Here is an 18,266-nt window from a genome sequence, read left to right as displayed (position 1 = left end):
TTTTTATGTCTTGAAATGATGCAAAACGCCAGCCATTACCAGGCTGGCGTTTTGCGTCATTGATTCTCTCTATTAATGGCTGGCACTCATTTCATTAATAGGGGTGATCAATACGGGGCAAACCCCTCTGGAGCTGGCCGCATTGCAGTGCGAGGTTGTGACACCGCACTTGCCAAGGCACCAGCCTTGGCTGCAAGTGTCACCCTTGACGCTTTGCTCGCACTCATCCCCAATTATGAAATGAGTTCTAGCATACGACCTGTTTTTTTATGCTTTGAAATGATGCAAGATGCCAACCCTTACAAGGCTGGCATCTTGCATCAATGATTCTTTATTTTCGACTAGGATTTGGTGGTAGTGCGTACATAATCCAGTTCTACCTTGTGTTCCAGTTTATCGTCCAGCAAGGTCAGTGATAAATTCGCCATGACAGCACCATCTACGTACAGCTTGCTTTGTCCGTATGTGGCATCCTGCAGCCTGATATGGATATGGTAAGTCGTGTTCAGGTAGTGGTAACACATGCTGAAGTCTTTCCAGTCAGCTGGTACGCAGGGAGTGAATGACAGATGATTGCCTTCCCGTCTGAGCCCCAGCAGCGATTCCATGATGAAGGTATACATCCAGCCGGCAGAGCCGGTGTACCAGGTCCAGCCACCCCGGCCGATATGCGGCTCTGCTGCATAGACGTCGGCAGCCACGACATAGGGTTCCACCTTGTAGCGGGCTATGGTGTCCACAGAATTGCCATGGTTAATTGGATTGATGATTTGAAAAGCATCCCAGGCACGCTCTGCATCCCCCATTTTGGCGAAGGCCATGGCCGTCCAGATTGCAGCATGGGTGTATTGCCCGCCATTCTCGCGCACACCAGGAACATAACCACGGATATAGCCGGGATTTTGGCCCGACTGGTCAAAGGCCGGCTGCAGCAATTGTATGATCTGGTCCTGGCGACGCACCAGGCGCTGATCAACTGCCTGCATGGCGTGCAATGCCCGCTGGGGATCCGCCGCTTCGGACAGCACAGCCCAGCTTTGCGATATCGAGTCGATCTGGCATTCCACATTGTGTGCCGAACCCAGAGCACTGCCGTCATCGAAATAGGCGCGCCGGTACCAGTCGCCATCCCAGGCATGTTCATCAATGTTTTTAGAAAGTTGTCTGGCCTGGTCTTTGCACAGTGCAGCAAAATCATGATCTTGCTGCAGGCGTGCGATGTCGGCAAAGCGCGTCAATACCTGATGCAGGAAAAACGCCAGCCAGACACTTTCGCCTTTACCCAGATGGCCTACCTTATCCATGCCGTCATTCCAGTCACATGAACCGATCAGGGGCAGGCCGTGGCTGCCAAAGCGCAGCCCGTGCTGTATCGCCTTCACACAATGCGAATACAGACTGGCAGATTGCCCCGACCGGACCGGTAAATCGTAATAGGAATCTTCATCCTGATTCACGGCACGGGCTTCGATATAGAAAATCTGTTCGTTCAAAATACCACGATCACCGCTGGCGCTCACATAGCGCGCCACCGCCAGTGGCAGCCACAGATAGTCGTCCGAGCAGTGGGTGCGTACCCCACGGTCTGAAGGTGGATGCCACCAGTGCTGTACATCACCTTCACTGAACTGATGGGCCGCAGACAGCAGCAATTGATCCCTGGCCAGTTTTTGCTGCGTATGTACCAGCGCCATGCTGTCTTGCAACTGGTCGCGGAAACCAAATGCGCCACCTGACTGGTAATAGCCGCTGCGTGCCCACAGGCGGCAGGCGATGGTCTGGTACAGCAGCCAGCCATTGGCGAGCATGTTCAGGCCCTGGTCCGGCGTATTCACCTGCACTGTACCCAGCGTTTCACGCCAGTACTGATGTACCTTGGCCAAAGCCTGCTCTGCGGCCACGATGCCGCGACGCTCGAGTATCAGTGGCGTGATATTCGCTTGCGAGGCATTGGCCATGCCCAGCATGAAGACCATGACTTTTTCCTGACCGGCGCTCAGTTCAAAAGCAAGCTGCAAAGCCCCACAGGGATCAAGCCCGGCTCCTGTTTTACCGGACAGACGTATTCTTTCCAGTGCCGCCGGCTGTTGCAGATGACCGTTTCGCCCTATGAATTCATTGCGGTCACCGGTATAACTACGGTTATTGCTGTCGATATCAAAGAAGGCGGTACGCCCCTGGAATTCGGTATTGTAAGGATTGCGTGCGACCAGGCAACCGCTGGCCGGGTCAATGCCTGTGACGATGTGCATGGCTGATTTTGGACGAAGATCGCCCAGTACCCATTCCACATAGCCCGTGGCAGACAGATTCCTTTGTTCTTCCGAAAGATTCTGCACCCTCAGGATGCTGTATTTGATGGCACAATCAAGCGCAACAAAGACCGTCAGCTCTGTCCGCACAGCATTTTCTTCATGGGTGAAAATGCTGTATCCAAAACCGTGCCGTGTGGTGTAATCGCCGCTGCCACGACAAGGCAAGGCGGTGGGTGACCAGATAGCGCCGGTATCTTCGTCGCGCAGGTAGAAGGCTTCGCCACTGCTATCGCAGACCGGGTCATTATTCCATGGCGTAAGACGAAATTCGTGGGCATTTTCGGCCCAGGTATACGCCTGCCCGCTTTCGGATATAACGCTGCCAAAATGCGGGTTGGCCAATATATTCACCCAAGGGGCCGGTGTGGTCCGGGCCGCACTGGTGGTGATGACGTATTCCCGGCCATCTTCAGAAAAACCACCGAGCCCATTGTCGGCATGTAACTGCTCCTTCTGCGGATTCCGGGCCGGCGCAGTGCGGCTGATGTCATACGATGCAGACCTGGTCGGTACCAGTTTCGGAACCTTTACTTCCAGCAGGTCGCGACGGTTCAATTGTTCTGCCAGCGTACCCCGGTTATCACTCAGGATAACGCGGGCAACGGATTGAAACAGGATTTTATCTTCGTTGGAAATCTGTTCTACCAGGCGCACAAAAATGCCGCCGGGTCTCTCTATGGCATGGGTGCCGGTGACAGAAGAGATCAGGCCGATAATCTGGTCCTGCAATGCCTGTCTGTAGTTGGCGTGATCTTCATTCCAGATTACCAGATCCACCGCCAGGCCTTTGGCGCGCCAATAGGCATGTGCCTGCACCAGTTGCCGTACCAGTTCTATATTGTCCTGATGATTGATTTGCAACAGGACAATAGGCAGATCACCCGAAATGGCATAACTCCACAAGCCTGACTGGCCGCGGTGGTTGCGTATCAATACGCTGGCATCTGCACGCAGCAGGGGATTGACATAAATGACCGAATTGGCCAGCCTGCCATATAGTTGCGCATCGGTTTCGGTCGCATTCAACTGCCGCAAGACCACCTGATTATGGGTCCATGACAGTTCTATCACGCGGTCAGCCAGATGCTGATCCTGGTATTTTTCTATTAATGCCAGACAGAGATCACGGTTTTCAGCAATGCCGGTCACCACGTCAATAGTGACGACCTGTTCTGCTTCCAGGGTAATCTGGCAGCGTATGGCAACCACCGGGTCCAGCACTGAACCATGACTGCCGGATAGCCTGCCAACCCGCATTGCATCCGGTTTTTCCAGTGTGTTGCCACGACCGATAAATTTTGCGCGGTCGGTCTCATACGACAGTTTGTCCATCCCCGCACCATGCAGCGCTATCAGATGGAACATGCTGGGTACTTTTTCATCGACCGAGCGGGGACGGCGTGCACAGACTATCGCATGTTGCGCCGGCAAAATACTGGTTTCCACGAACAGTTTGCTGAAAGCAGGATGCATGGCATCTGCGGCTGCTGGTGCCAGCACTACTTCTGCATAGGTAGTAAAGTCTATGGTGCGGCGAGTGCGTGAACGGTTGGTAATGCGGGTGCGACGCAATTCGATGTCATCTTCCGGTGACACCACAATTTCGGTATGCATATCGAGATTGTTGTCACTGCGGCGGAATTCCGCACGACCTTCCGAGAAGATGACTTCATAATTGGGTGAGGTTACCAGGCAGGGCTGGAAGGCGGTTGACCAGTAGCGTCCGCTTTCCACATCCCTGACATAACAGAAGGTGCCCCAGTGATCACGTGTGCTGTCTTCTGCCCAGCGGGTGACGGCAAGATCATTCCAGCGGCTATAGCTGCCGCCGGTATTGCTGATCATGACGTGGTAGCGACCATTCGACAAGAGCTGTACTTCGGGTGTCCTGGTGTTGACGTGATGGAGTATCCGTAAAGGCATTTCCTGACCAGCATGGCCGGTACGGATATCAGCCAGTTCCGTCGTATTCGAGTAGGTGGCAGTAGCCTTTGGTACCCTTTCGTGCAACAGCGACATGGTTGCCTGGAAAAAAGGATCAGATTCAAAGCGTCTTTGCAAAGGACGGTCCAGCAGCAGGTAAGCCAGCGACAGAAATCCCATACCCTGGTGATGCACCATGAAAGAACGGATCACCGTGTATGCCTGACCGCGTGGCAGACGTGATGGCGTGTAGTCTATGGCTTCAAAGAAACCGAATTTTCCTTCAAAGCCCTGGGCCGACAACTGCTCCAGATTGCTGCAGGCCTGTTCTGGCACCACCATCAGTGCCATCATTGATGCATAGGGGGCGATCACCAGATCGTCACCAAGGCCGCGTTTGAAGCCCAGTCCTGGCACACCGAATGCGCGATACTGATAATTTAACTGCGCATCGAAAGTGTTGTACCCCGATTCGGAAATACCCCAGGGAACATTGCGCTGCTGTCCGTATTCTATCTGCCGTTGCACGACCGACCGGTAAGTCTGGTCCAGCAGGGTATTCTGAAAATTAGGCATGACCAGCAGTGGCATCAGGTATTCAAACATTGACCCGCTCCACGACAGCAGGATGGGTTCGCCGCCAGCGATGGTTAACTGTCTTCCCAGTGCAAACCAGCTTTCCTGTGGAATTTGCCCTTGTGCGATGGCGACAAATGTAGCCAGTCTGGCTTCTGATGCCAGCAGATCATAGCAGCCAGCATCCCGTCGTCTTTCGTGCACGTTGTAACCGATGGTCAGCAAGTGCGTCGTGGCGTCATACAGGAAGTCATATTCCATTCTGGCAAACTCGCCTGTCTGCAGTATCAACTGCTGGATTTGCAGAATACGCATGGCTGCGCGCTGGCTGGCTTCGCTGATCAGCATGGCCAGGCTATGATTTGCAGCTTCAGGTTCTGTGCGCTGATGGCTGGCAAGACTGTCGTTTTCCAGAGATGGCAGGGCATCCACCAGTTTTGCCAGCGTCTGCAAACTGGGGATGATATCCAGTTCAGGGTGGGCTTGCATCCATTTGGCCGGATCCGGCAAGCTGACCCAGGGCGCAAGAAAGATGATTTCATCCAGTTGCGCGTGACATTGTCTGCTTAATGCAGATGCCCATATCTGGACCGGGGCATCGCTGGCCAGATGCAAATGATTTAAATACACATCGGCATGGTAAGTTAGCCTGCGCAAGCAATCATGGATAACAGTCAGGGAATGGGCCGAGGTCAGGCACAGGTTATCCAGATCGGCAGCAAATCCACTGAGTTGATCTGGTATTTCACCGTTGAGTTCCTGTTTCAAAATCTGAAATGTGTCACGCAAGCCGCAAAAAATATTGGCTTGACAGATGGGGGCATCGATCAGCTCACGCAAGCCAGGTCGCAAGGTCAGCAAATGACCGGCGAGGTTGCCGCTATCCACCGTGGAGATATACAGTGGCTGCAGCGGACTCAGGGTTTTGGTGTCATACCAATTGTAAAAATGCCCCTGGAAACGTTCCAGTTTGGCCAGGCTGCCAAAGGTATTTTGCGTGCGCTGCAACAACTGACCGGCTGGTATATAGGCAAAATCATAGGCGGCCAGGTTGGCCAGCAGGGACAACCCCATATTTGTTGGCGAGGTGCGGTGTGCAGTGACTGCAACAGGCTGAAATTGCACATTGTCAGGTGGCAGCCAATTGTCTTCGGCATCGACATATGTTTCAAAGAAAAGCCAGGTCTTGCGTGACAGGGCATGCAGAAAAGCGGTTTGTGATGGTGACAGATGTGCATCACGTCTGGTCTGGGCACGGCTGATGCGATAAGCCAGCAACGGTGAGCCTGCCCAAAGCAGAAGAAACGGCAAGGCTGCTGCCAGGGCTGCGTTTTTTTCCCACAGCAGCCCGGCCAATATCAGCAGAGACAGGGCCGGTGCCATCCACATGCGACGTATGCTACTCCATATACCGTTTCCATTCTGGTGATTGCTGATGATGGAAGGATTCCATTCCAGCAAATGGTGGCGGCTAACGATAACCCGCCATTGGGTACGGATGATGGCGTCGGCATTTGTCCAGGCTTCAAAAGGTAAAAAGGCAAGATTCAGGAAAGCCTGCATGAAATGCTGCCTGGTTGAGCGGAGCAGGGAGAGTAAATGCTGGCGAAAGAAAACATCTTCAGGCTGCTGAAACAGGCCCAGGAAAAACGCGCTAAGCGATGGCAGCAGCAAGAAAGCAATCATTACGCTATTCCACAGCCATGCATGGCTGATGGCGCTCCAGCCAATGATGAGAAACGTTGTCAGCGCAACCGGCACCAGGCTGCGTCTCAAGTTATCCAGCAATTTCCAGCGCGACAACATAGACAGCGTATTGGTATGCCGGGTTTTTCCCATGCCAGGAACTTTGGGCAGCAGCCATGAGGCGATCTGCCAGTCACCGCGTATCCAGCGATGCCTGCGTTTGACATCGGCCAGATAGGACGACGGATACTCTTCATACAGTTGTACGTCACTGAGCAAACCGGCGCGGGCATAACAGCCTTCCAGCAGATCGTGACTCAGAATACGGTTTTCCGGCATACGGTCTTTCAGCGCATGCTCAAAGACATCAATATCGTAAATCCCTTTTCCTATGAAAGAACCTTCTCCGAACACATCCTGATAGACATCAGAGACACTGCGCGTATACGGATCAATACCTACGTCACCGCTGCATAATAATTTATAGAAAGAGGCATCTTTTTCCGGCAGACTGACAGCCACGCGTGGTTGCAAAATACCGTAACCTTCGACGACTCTCTTTTTATCTTCATCGTAACTGGCGCGGTTCAGGGGATGTGCCATGGCTGCCGCAAATTTGCGGGCTGCATCACGCGGCAGTTCGGTATCGGTGTCCAGGGTGATGACATACTTCATGCGCTCCAGACCGCTGACATTACCAATGATGCAGGTGAAAACCTGGTCGCCCCCGCCACGCAGGTAGCTATTCAGAGCGCCCAGTTTTCCACGTTTTCTCTCATAGGCCATCCAGATTTTTTCTTGCGAATTCCATACTCTGGGCCTGTGCATGGCCAGAAAATGATCACCGCCCGGACGTGGATATTTACGGTTCAGCTCTGCCGTATTGCGGCTTAGACGGTCCAGCAAGATGGCGTCTTCGGGAAGATGTTCCTGATCGGCATCCGTGAAGTCTGTCAGCAGGCAAAACCGCAGATTGGCATCACTGTTGGCCAAAAAGCGTATTTCCATGGCATCGCATAAATTGTCAATGCTTTGCAGGTCGATCAGCAGCGATGGCACGACCACCAGAGTGCTGAATTCGACTGGTATCCCTTTTGAAAAATCCATGCGGGGCAAGGGGCGCGGTAGCGCAATCAGTGTCACTATCCAGTTCACCATATTCAGAGCAAACTGGCTGCTGGCCAGCAGGCTGGCCAAAGTAAACGTGATCAATATATAGACATTGGTGGCATATTGTCTGGCCAGACCAAAGAGCAGGCCGGTAGTCAGCAAACTCACAATGATGATGCTGCCTATGTAAATGCTGAATGCAGATTTTCGTCCGGCATGCTGTATCAATTCTGGCAAGGGCAAGTGGATGGCAGCGGAGCGTTCCAGTTCGGTGACGCCTTTGCCAACCAGGAAATAACCTACATGGGCGCTGCGGTCAGTATGTCCTTTTTTGACTGCGCATTCATGCGCATAACGGATGGCGTTGCCGGCGATCTCGGATTCGGTCAGGGTACTGCGTTTGGCAATTTTCTCAACAGCGTGCCGGTACATATCACGGGTAGCAAAATCCATCCCGGCATAAATGCCGGCCGGGTCATCACGCAGAAAGCGATCAACGACACTCATGTTTTCTACAAATTCACGCCAGTCCATGGCGGTAAGAAACCGCAAACTGCCTATGCTATTGCTGATGGAAACCTGATCGGCAGCCTGTTGTTGTGATTCCTGATGCACCAGTTGTTCTATGGTCTGCCCGTTTTCTGCCAGTCGCTGAGATAGCCAGTTCAATGGCAAGGCCAGGGCAGGCCCCTGGCCTTGCAGGCGCCTGACCATCTCGGCAACAAAGGCACTTTCCAAAGGGGGGTGCGAACGCGACATGTCTGCCACCAGCAATATCAGGTTGCTGGGATCATTGTCGGCGGTTTCTGTCATCCTGCTTGCCCATGATGCTGCCAGATCGCGACTCTTGTGGGCATTGGTCAGACGCGTCGCAACCCGACGCAGGTTTTCTATCAGCGCCAGACGCAGCATGATGGGAATAGCCCATAGTTCACCCAGTTTCAGGACGGAAACCAGTTGATAGGCGCTGATGAAGCGGCTCAGATTTTCCGGATCAACCCGGCCATCACCATGTGAGATTGTTTCGAGTGCAATGTCATAAACCCGTGGTCTGCCTGCTGCGCTGCCGCGCAGCAGTCGTGGTAGTTCTTTGCTGTAGTTCTTGGGCAGGTGACGCCTGGCGGTACGTATTTGTTCCTCAATCAGATAAAAGTTGTCGAGTAGCCACGCTGCTGCCGGTGTCACCTGCTGACCATCCTTGACGGCTTCGGTCAGCAGACTGCAGGTATTCATGATGATGAGCTGATTGTCCGCCAGTCGTGACAGCAACTGGTCACGGCCAAACACGGAACTCAGTTTGTGGCTATTGGCGAGTATGCGGCCATGCTGTTCCATTTGCAGGGCGCTGTACAGATCTGCCCGCAAGGGCAATTCTGCCGCACCGGCAGCCATGTACGAGCCCATTCGCATTTGTCCATTTTTCCAGCTGTTTTTCAAATAGTGCAGGCTGGCGGAAAGCATTGTTTTTGCTGATTTCAAGGCGCTCACTTCTTTCTGTTGTGCAGAAAATTCAGCTATGCAAACGAAGTCAGTCTTGTATGCGATATGCCTGGTCTTCCTGCTTGTTTGATATTGCAGACAGCCTGGATAAGAGAGCGAATCGAAGCCGCTCATGCCGTGTATGTGCGTCATCCGGATGCTATAGGTGGTGCCCGTTTATATCAGTGCGCTACCGAACATTGCATGGCATGGATGACGCCGTTCAGGAATGTGCGTCAGCGCACAGACCGCAGCATGGAGCAGGCCTATAACGATAACCTACAAGCACAGAACATCTGATTGTTACGTTGTAGTTAAGCCGATATTTAATGGAGAAAATGATGAATAAAAATTTCAAATACTGCATAGCTAGTGCATTCGCGATGACCGTATTGCTGGGTTGCAGCAGCATGAAGACACCTGCTACTGCAGAGGTAGCAGTTTCAAAAGAAGCGGTGGACAACGCCGCCGTGGCTGGGGGTGCTGAATTTGCACCTGCCGAGATGAGTTCCGCACGTGAAAAACTGGCGCTGGCAAACAAGGCCATGCAGGATAAAGACTACAAACTGGCGAGCGATCTCGCCACGCAGGCACAGGCTGATGCCAAGCTGGCACAAGGCAAGGCAAATTCTGCCAAGGCCGAAAAGGCAGCCAATGCCTTGCAGGACGATATCCGTATCTTGCGGGAAGAGCTGAATCGCGCCAATAGCAATAAGCAATAAGCAGTTTGGCGAACAGTCTGATTACGCAAAACCACTATCGCAGTCTTTATTACCAATTACTCGGGAAACCATCATGAAGAAAATATTCTTACCAGCAGCACTGCTGACCACTCTTGTACTCGCTGCCTGCAGCAGTATGCCAAAAACTACCAGCTTGCTGGAACAGACTCGTATGGAGTATCAGGCAGCGCAAAACAATCCGAATGTAAGCACCCTGGCGCCTTTGGAAATGAGCCAGGCAACTGTTGCGATGAATGACGCTAATACTGCCGCAAAGAACGATGAAAACTCAGAAAAAATCGATCGTCTGGCTTACCTGGCAAAACAGAAGATAGGCTTGGCACAGGAACTGACCAAACAAAAAATGGCAGAAGCCAGCGCCGCCGCGGCAGCGCAGACACGTGACCAGATACGTCTGGATCAGCGAACCAGTGAAGCCAACCAGGCAAAACTTCAGGCAGATCAGGCAAAAGCGCAGGCCGAGCAAGCCAGGTTGGCAGCACAAATCGCCCAGGCCGAAGCAAGCGATGCACAAAAACGCATCATGGATGAACAGGCCAAAGCCAATGAGATACAAAACCGCAATGCAGCGCTGGAAGCCCAGTTGGCAGAGTTGAAGGCGAAGACTACCGAGCGCGGCATCATCATCACCCTGGGTGACGTGCTGTTTGGTATTGATCAGGCGAAATTGACGCCGGACGGCATGCGTACTACACAAAAACTGGCCGATGTCTTGCAAAGCAATATGCAAAGAACAGTGCTGGTAGAAGGTTATACCGACAACACCGGCTCCAAGGCACATAACCAGGATCTGTCAGAACGACGCGCCGCTGCCGTGCGCAGTGCACTCGTATTGATGGGCGTGTCACGCGACCGTGTTGCCATACGTGGTTATGGCGAGTCTTATCCTGCAGCAGAAAATGACACTGCACAAAATCGTCAGTTGAATCGCCGCGTTGAAATTGTCCTCTCGGACGCCAGCGGCAAGACAATTCCACGCTAACAATTCCGCTCTAACAATCCCGCGCCTTGTTGCATTTCCGGTATGCAACTGCAACAAGGCCTTAATTTCGTCATAGTTTACAAGGAGGAATGATGACTAATTTTCGCCAAACCAAATACATCCTGCCCGCTATTTCTATCAGCCTGTTAATGACGCTGATGGCGTGTAATAAAGGTGCAGATACCAATGGACCCAACGCTGCAACTACCATAGGTGTTGAAATTGACGACTCCGTGATTACTACCAAGGTCAAAACTGCCTTGATGGCGGATGACACAGTGAAAAGTATGGACGTGAAAATAGAAACCCGTAAAGGCGAAGTACTGCTGAGCGGGTTTGCAGATAATCAGGCCCAGATCGATCGCAGCATGGTTGTGGCAATGACGGTCGAAGGCGTTAAAAAAGTCGACAACAAAATGAGTCTGAAAGAAGGTGTACAGACCGTCGGCAACAAGATCGATGACAGCGTCATTACTGCCGGCGTTAAAGCTGCATTGTTGGGTGATGCCCAGATGAAAAGCCTGGATGTATCTGTCGTCACCCGTAAGGGCGAGGTACAGCTCAGTGGCTTTGTTGACAGTGATACCCAGTCCCAGCGTGCTTTGGGTATTGCCAAAGGCGTGTCAGGTGTGACCAGTGTTGTCAATAATCTGGCGATCAAGAAATAAGAATGGCTGCCCGGCGCAACATGGCCGGGCAACGCCAGATAGATTGATAGCCCACATGAACAGGATCAAAAATGAATAAGCAGAATGCTATGACGCCGGAACAGGAAAAGAAAATCGAGTCGCCACCAGTCCCGAATCCGCAGCATAAAGAAAAGAAAGAGAATGCCCTCGATGAAGCCCTGGATGAAAGCTTTCCTGCCAGTGATCCGGTTGCTGTCTCGATTACGCCACCGTCCAAAAAAACCTGATGTCACCCGCCTGCTTTACCTTGAGCATGGTGGTGTGCCATCTGACCTGGCTTATGCAGTCGACCTTGCTGGCATGGGGGAACAAGTTTTCAACTGCAGGTTTAAGCACCATCAGTAGTTCAGCCTGTATTGCAGCCGGCAATACAGTCGGCAATACAGTCACAATACTATAGCCAATACTCAAAGCGTCTTGCCAGCCACTCCTTCAATTTGGTAGTCACTGGTCGTTGCTGCCATTGCTCCATCTGTATTTCACGCGACAGTCGCAAGTCTTCATTAAATGCATTTTCCATCGACAGTGCAAATTCTGTATCGATGACAACGACATTGATTTCCTTGTTGTGCAAAAAGCTGCGGGTATCGATATTGGTTGAACCGACCGTTGACCAGACCTGATCAATGACAGCAGTTTTTGCATGCAGGACGGCAATCTGTAATTCATAGATCTTGATTCCTGCTTCCAGCATCTCTGTATAAAAGGATTGTCCCGCATGGAAGACCAGGCCGCTATCAGTGACGCCGGGCATAATGATTTTGACATCCACACCGCGTTTTGCGGCAGCGATCAATGCCTTCAGGATCTGAGCATCGGGAACGAAGTAGGCTGAAGTAATATGAATCGACGTGCTGGCTTCCTGTATGGCCAGCATATATGCTTTATAAATTGCCGGGTTGCCCTCCGGTTCGCTGGCCAGCACCCTGACCATCTTGTTGCCGCGATTTTGTAAGGGGGGAAAATAGGATTTCTCGGGCAAAGGTGCATCACCGGCATTGGTCCAGGTATCCAGGAATACCCACTGTATTGCAGCCACTGCCGGGCCTTCTATCTTGATATGGGTATCACGCCATCCTACTGCAGCCTGGTCTTTATTCTTTGAACGAAACAGGGAACTATTGGCATAACTGGCGCTGATATTGACACCACCTGTGAACGCGACTTCACCATCGACAATCAGTATCTTCCGGTGATCACGCCGGTTCGGTCTCCAGGGGCCGTTTAATTTGGTGGGATTGACGGGATTAAACGCCAGCATTTGTATACCTGCAGCCTGCATTTTATCGAAGAAGCTTTGTGGTGTGCCTATCGTACCCACGCTGTCATAGATGATGCTGACCTGTATGCCGGCTTGTTGCTGCGCTATCAGCAGGTCAGAAAATGCGGTTCCCAGTTCATCCTGGTCAAAAATATAGGTTTCCAGATGAATATGGCTTTTTGCCTTTTTGATGGCGTCCATCATGGCAGCCATGGTTTGCGGGCCATCGAACAGCAGCGTGACCTGGTTGCCTGATATCAGGGGACTGCCGGTGACTGATTCTTCCAGCACGGCCTGGGCCGCCTGATCCGGGCTGAAATTCTTCCAGCGCTGGCGCATCAGGGCAACGGTTTTCTTGTCGCTTAATATGCCTTTTGCATTTTTTACTGTAGGGGCCGTCTTATTACTGCCAGCAGAATCAACAGCAGAAGCATCCAGGTAGTTAATTTCTGGCAACGTAGCGCAGGCATTCAACAACAGCACCGCTGTCAGTGGCACAGCCAGGCGGATAGCCTTAGTTTGACGCACCATGCCGTTTTCCCTTCATCAAAGAAACAGGCACCTGTACCTGTGGCGCCTGTATATACTCAAATACGAGTCAAACACGAGTCAAACATGTCTGCGGTGGATTGCGCTGCTGTGTACTAGGTACATTTTTATATATGCGAAACGCATTCTGCTCTCACGCATCATTCAGTGCAGAAATAAGTTTCCACCCTTACCATTGCGTATGTCAAGAAGCTTGCACAGTGAGACCTGACAGATGCAGCTATCACCGTGCCCTGATACCGGATTTGCTATACGCTGCGGCCATATCCTGCTGCAAGGTTTCTTTGGCAGCGCGCAGACATGGGCCTGCATCCTTTTTCCCCATTTGCTTGCAGGCGATCGAAGATTCCTGATACACGGCTTCGGCTTCTTTTTTCAGTGTCTTGAAATAGGCCATGGGTGTCATTTCTTCCTGATACCAGCGCGCCGGATCGCCTTGCTGCGTCACAGCATCATTCGGTTCGGCAGCGTGTGCCGAGCTGACCAGTATTGCAGTACTGAGCAGTGCCATCAAGGTCAGTACACGCAGTGCATTGATTTTTGTATTCGTTTTCATACTAGCTCCGTTATGTGAAAATAATTAAAGCATCAAGTTATATCCTGCCCGTCAGCAGCAGGACGATCAGCACGATGACGATAAGGCTGGTGGCACCGCTGGGACCGTAACCCCAGGATCTGCTATGTGGCCAGGCAGGAAACAGGCCGATCAGTACCAGTATCAATACGACAAGAAGAATAGTGCTCATCAAGGTCTCCCTATTGACCACAAATAGCGATCAATAAAATTAAAAACTGCATTAGAACTCATTTCATAAATAGGGATGAGTGCGAGCAAGGCGATTCGGGATGCAGTGCAAGGCGTGACGCGTAGCTAAGGCTGGTTCCTTAGCAAGCGGCACAACGCTGCAATGCGCCCGAATCGCCAGCTCCCGAAGGGTTTGCCTCATAACGCGTGCTGGACTGCGTTGGACTCGTTGTCAATAGACCCGCTATTGACTGCCTCGTCCGCCTTGCCAGCCCACGTTATGAGACAAACGCATCTCACCCCTATTTATGAAATGAGTTCTAGTCATACTGAAAAGCTGCGCTGTGTTTGTCCTGCCCGTTAATTACTTGTCCTTCAATTGCTCTTTGAAGTAATGAAATGAATTCACAAACGCATCCCTGATTTTTTCGGTGCTGTTGATCATGTCTTCCCAGGTTTCTTCGCTAGCGACCTTGATTTCGGCCAATTTGTCTTGAACCTGCTGCGATTGCCTGCGCAGTTTTATCATTTCTTCTGCATAGTGCGCCTGCGCTGCTGCCTTGGTATTCGCGACTTTGGTTTCTATCTCTGCCAAGCTGACATTCAATTCGTCAAGCTGGGTTTTGATGCTGGCTATGTAGGCTTCTCGTTTGGCTTTCATGATGGTTCACCTTCCTGTTGATTTCAGTCTTTCTTGATCTTTCTTGAGACTAGACTGGCTTACTTATACATCTGGTCTTGCGTGGTTTTACATACGTGCATATTCATCGTGCTGCGTCTTCCACGCCAATGCACGATATTCGTCATTTGTGCTGCTAGTGGATTGCGGTGAATGACTGTTTTTTGTTTCCAGATCGCGCTCAAATTGTTGTAAGCGGACGTCGGAAATGCCCCAACCCAGCAATGCACCTATCAAGCCACCCAAAATGACTCCGAATACCGCGCCTGTGACAGCGGCTTCTATTGGTTGTGTGATGAGCAGATTGATTCCGGGTATGACAAAAGGTGATATCAATACAGCCAGCGTCGCATTGATCATGCCCAGAGTGCCACCCACTGCCATGCCCATGGAACTGCCGGTCGACATATTCGATACCAGTTCACTTTCCAATGCCCAGGCGGCAGATGGATGGTTCTTGCCTGTTTTCGCTCTCATTGCTCCATTTTTCTTGATATCACCGCGTCTGGTGGAAGGGCGATTGTGCTGCGGATATAACTTCATCAAATCATCAGACCTGTGATCGCTAGATTGCAGGGTTTCAATGCTTGTGGTCATGATCATTCCTCCGTTGGAGGGCGCCAGCCTGGCGTCCCTCTGTTCTGCAACTTATTTTTTGACGATATCTTTGATGGCTTCTTGCGCATCACCTGAAGTTTTTTCAATTTTTCCTTCGACCTGCTTCAATTGGCCTTTTATTTCCTGTTCTTTGCTGCCTATCAATTTACCGGTGTTTTCTTGCACTTTACCGGCGATGTCTTTGGCTACGCCCTTGATTTGATCTTTGTTCATGAGATTTTCCCTGGTTGAGATGCTGCTGCGTATTCTCTGCGAGAAATGAATGGCAGCTGTTGAAAAAATAGTGCTGCAGCATGTAGTAAGACAGTTAAACCGGTTTCTTTACGCGCTATGCAATCAGGCTGAAAAGAATGTTTGTTCGTCTTTCACATGTCACGTCACTTGTACCAAGCTTATTGTTTTTCAATAGCCAGTTCTGTGCGTTGCCGTACAAAACAATGTTGGCAGGAGCCGGGTAAAACGAATCCTTCTGCGTTGGAGTGCCTTACCGTACTGGAAGGCACCGTCTGCTACCGTCTTCGTCACAGATTTCTTGCCAGGACAATGTTGCGTAAGTTGCGAAAATCCTGTTTGAGAAATTGTTTTTAAAAAATTTTTAGAAATAAATAAATTTATGTTCGATACCGTACAGAAGTGAACCACGCCCCATAGCACAATTTGGTATCGGACTTCTCCGACGCGATATTCATATCCGGTAATTGATGTTCGCTGGATATTCACTCTAAAGAGGAAAAAAATGAACAAGAAATTAGCCATGTTAATCGTGTGTTCGGCAGCATTCTCCAGTGCAGCCTGGTCTGCTACGTCAGAAAAATCTGCCGCTTATACAGCAGCAAAAGATACTGCCGCGACAGAATACAAACTCGCCAAAGCCAAGTGTGATGCTATTACCGGCAATCCTAAGGATGTATGTATTGCAGAGGCCAAAGCTGCACGCGTACATACAGAATCAAATGCCAAGGCAGAATACAAGAATACGCTGGCTGCACGCACCAGCGCTGCCAAGGATATTGCTGACGCCGATTACGATGTAGCAAAAACCAAGTGCGGCAGCCTGACCGGCAACGACAAAGATGTCTGCGTCAAACAAGCCAATGCAGACAAGATTGCTGCCGTTGCCAATGCCAAGGCAGACAAAAAAGTAGTTGAAGCACGTGTCGATGCCAACGACGACAAACGCAATGCCGAATACAAGGTTGCCATTGAAAAATGCGATGCCTTGGCTGGCCCAGGAAAAGACAGTTGTGTCGTGGCAGCAAAAACGAAATTCGGTAAGTAATTTTGATCTGAAGGGCAGGTAGCCCCTGTCTTTCATTCTTTGTTGTTTTTTAAAGTCCCCTCAATCATCCTGAAAGCTAAAAATGAAAATCGCTCAACGCATCATCACATTGATACTCTCTGCATCCTTGCTGGCTATCGCCGGTTGTGCTGCTACTCCTACACGTGAAGGCACCGGTGAATATATTGATGACTCTGTCATCACCACCAAAGTCAAAGCTGAAATACTGAACGAACCTACTCTGAAATCGGCCGAAATCAATGTCGAAACCTTCAAGGGTACAGTGCAGCTCAGCGGCTTCGTCACTTCTAGTGCCAACATCGAAAAAGCGGTCAGCATTACTCGCAATGTCAAAGGTGTTCGTGCCGTCAAGAACGACATGCGTCTGAAATAAGCTCTAAAAAATATCTCGCCATGCCATAGGTAATAGCGAGTTTGTTTGAGAAAGAAAAGCAGCCACATGGCTGCTTTTCTGTTTTTATTTACTTGGCTCACTTATCTTGCTTATCTCGCTTACTGCGCTTATTTGATGTTCTTGAGTGCACTTGATCGCGTATTCATTCAATCTGTTATGAATTGAAGTTGTATGAAATTGCATCAAACTACGTGGCATAACGCACATACGCTTTTGCTGATAAGGTTTATGTTGTTCTGGATGGCATTTTATTTGCAACTATGAAATGCAGATGTCAGATGAGCGTAGTGTTGATGGCCAACATGTTATGCGTTGACAGATAGTGTGCAAATGGAGACAGAATAATGACCGATTTGAAATCTGGTTTTTCCATGCTGAAAATGAGTAGCTTTACAGTACATTGGATAGAGCATTTTTTCCTGGAAAATAACCAGAAAAAAAAAGATTGGGCCGCTTGTGATATTGCCTTCTAAAAATCATTTGTTGGCCAGGTTGCCTGCAGCGGATCAAAAGGCATTGGCAAAAAAAATGCATACACATGCATTTGTGGTGGGTACAGTCTTGTACCGTAATGATGACAAAATGGATACCGTTTATTTTCCGAATGATTGCCTGCTGTCTTTGATGGCAGAGGTCAAAGAAGAACAGGTGCTGGAAATTGCTTTGTTGGGGCGGGAAGGGATGTTGGGTTATTCCGGGCTGGCAAACCATCAGCATTCCGGCTTGCGGGTGATCGTTCAGCAGTCAGGCAGCGCAGATTGTATCAGTGCAGCCGAATTTGGACAGGTGCGGGAACATAGCAAGGCGGTACAGGAAATGTGTTTGTCTTATGGCGAAATGCTCTATGCCGAAGCCAGCCAGATCGCGGTTTGCAGTCATTTTCATTTGCTGGAAGCGCGCCTGGCCAGGTCCTTGTTGACCATGCGTGAACGGCTTCAGTCAGATCATTTTTTTATCACTCATGAATACCTGGCGCTGGCATTGGGGGTGCGACGGGTGGGCGTGACCAAGGCAGCCAGTGTTTTGCAAAAACGTGAACTGATTTCATATAGCCGTGGCAAGGTCAGTGTGCTTGATGCAGTCGGCTTACAGGCGGTCTCCTGCTCTTGTTTTCAACGCATTATCGGACATGCCACTTCCAAATCTTTTACGCAAGGCCGGCGGTGACAGGGGCCTGTACAGGCGCTGTTACCAGCAACACCAATGATCATATAACA

At 50.7% G+C, this 18,266-nt stretch carries 15 protein-coding genes; 8 read left to right on the top strand and 7 right to left on the bottom strand.

Annotated elements, in window-relative coordinates:
* Positions 1-341 precede the first annotated feature (341 nt).
* Complete coding sequence (locus H8L32_RS21175) at positions 342-9,014, bottom strand: GH36-type glycosyl hydrolase domain-containing protein (RefSeq protein ID WP_230412340.1); 8,673 nt, start codon at positions 9,012-9,014, stop codon at positions 342-344.
* A gap of 141 nt (positions 9,015-9,155) precedes the next feature.
* Here H8L32_RS21175 and H8L32_RS21170 point away from each other — a divergent pair, with 141 nt between their 5' ends.
* From H8L32_RS21170 to H8L32_RS21150, 5 genes are all read left to right on the top strand, one after another.
* Complete coding sequence (locus H8L32_RS21170) at positions 9,156-9,389, top strand: hypothetical protein (protein ID WP_222619442.1); 234 nt, start codon at positions 9,156-9,158, stop codon at positions 9,387-9,389.
* A gap of 41 nt (positions 9,390-9,430) precedes the next feature.
* Positions 9,431-9,811, top strand: a complete 381-nt coding sequence (locus H8L32_RS21165; RefSeq protein ID WP_230412339.1) for a DUF4398 domain-containing protein — start codon at positions 9,431-9,433, stop codon at positions 9,809-9,811.
* A gap of 73 nt (positions 9,812-9,884) precedes the next feature.
* The gene (locus tag H8L32_RS21160) at positions 9,885-10,814 is read left to right on the top strand and encodes an OmpA family protein (protein WP_186949249.1); all 930 of its coding nucleotides are present in this window, start codon (positions 9,885-9,887) and stop codon (positions 10,812-10,814) included.
* A gap of 92 nt (positions 10,815-10,906) precedes the next feature.
* Entirely contained in the window at positions 10,907-11,482 is a 576-nt protein-coding gene (locus H8L32_RS21155; RefSeq protein WP_186949248.1) for a BON domain-containing protein, read from the top strand.
* 71 nt (positions 11,483-11,553) lie between these two features.
* Entirely contained in the window at positions 11,554-11,730 is a 177-nt protein-coding gene (locus H8L32_RS21150; RefSeq protein ID WP_186949268.1) for a hypothetical protein, read from the top strand.
* A gap of 167 nt (positions 11,731-11,897) precedes the next feature.
* Here the strand turns inward: H8L32_RS21150 and cls are convergent, their stop codons facing one another.
* From cls to H8L32_RS21120, 6 genes are all read right to left on the bottom strand, one after another.
* The gene (gene cls, locus H8L32_RS21145) at positions 11,898-13,295 is read right to left on the bottom strand and encodes a cardiolipin synthase (protein WP_186949247.1); all 1,398 of its coding nucleotides are present in this window, start codon (positions 13,293-13,295) and stop codon (positions 11,898-11,900) included.
* A 241-nt stretch (positions 13,296-13,536) separates the two neighbouring features.
* Positions 13,537-13,869: a hypothetical protein gene (locus H8L32_RS21140; protein ID WP_186949246.1), complete on the bottom strand. Its 333-nt coding sequence runs from the start codon at positions 13,867-13,869 to the stop codon at positions 13,537-13,539.
* Positions 13,870-13,906: 37 nt separating this feature from the next.
* Positions 13,907-14,059, bottom strand: a complete 153-nt coding sequence (locus H8L32_RS21135; RefSeq protein WP_186949245.1) for a DUF3309 family protein — start codon at positions 14,057-14,059, stop codon at positions 13,907-13,909.
* A 363-nt stretch (positions 14,060-14,422) separates the two neighbouring features.
* A complete protein-coding gene (locus H8L32_RS21130; RefSeq protein WP_186949244.1) occupies positions 14,423-14,719 on the bottom strand; it encodes a sll1863 family stress response protein in 297 nt (98 codons plus the stop codon).
* An 87-nt stretch (positions 14,720-14,806) separates the two neighbouring features.
* Complete coding sequence (locus tag H8L32_RS21125; RefSeq protein ID WP_186949243.1) at positions 14,807-15,334, bottom strand: hypothetical protein; 528 nt, start codon at positions 15,332-15,334, stop codon at positions 14,807-14,809.
* Between the two features lie 51 nt (positions 15,335-15,385).
* Complete coding sequence (locus H8L32_RS21120) at positions 15,386-15,568, bottom strand: CsbD family protein (RefSeq protein WP_186949242.1); 183 nt, start codon at positions 15,566-15,568, stop codon at positions 15,386-15,388.
* Between the two features lie 523 nt (positions 15,569-16,091).
* On the opposite strand from H8L32_RS21120, the gene H8L32_RS21115 reads away from it, so the two are divergent.
* The 3 genes from H8L32_RS21115 (at position 16,092) to H8L32_RS21105 (ending at position 18,216) form a co-directional block, all read left to right on the top strand.
* Positions 16,092-16,634: a hypothetical protein gene (locus H8L32_RS21115; protein WP_186949241.1), complete on the top strand. Its 543-nt coding sequence runs from the start codon at positions 16,092-16,094 to the stop codon at positions 16,632-16,634.
* 82 nt (positions 16,635-16,716) lie between these two features.
* A complete protein-coding gene (locus tag H8L32_RS21110) occupies positions 16,717-17,028 on the top strand; it encodes a BON domain-containing protein (protein ID WP_186949240.1) in 312 nt (103 codons plus the stop codon).
* Between the two features lie 549 nt (positions 17,029-17,577).
* On the top strand, positions 17,578-18,216 hold the full coding sequence (locus H8L32_RS21105) for a Crp/Fnr family transcriptional regulator (RefSeq protein ID WP_230412338.1): 639 nt from the start codon (positions 17,578-17,580) through the stop codon (positions 18,214-18,216).
* The last annotated feature ends 50 nt before the right edge of the window (positions 18,217-18,266 follow it).

The sequence above is a fragment of the Undibacterium hunanense genome (assembly GCF_014284335.1).
In the GTDB taxonomy this organism is placed as follows: domain Bacteria; phylum Pseudomonadota; class Gammaproteobacteria; order Burkholderiales; family Burkholderiaceae_D; genus Undibacterium; species Undibacterium hunanense.
Note: the sequence above shows the minus strand (reverse complement) of the source record. Positions and strands in the feature narration are given on the sequence as shown.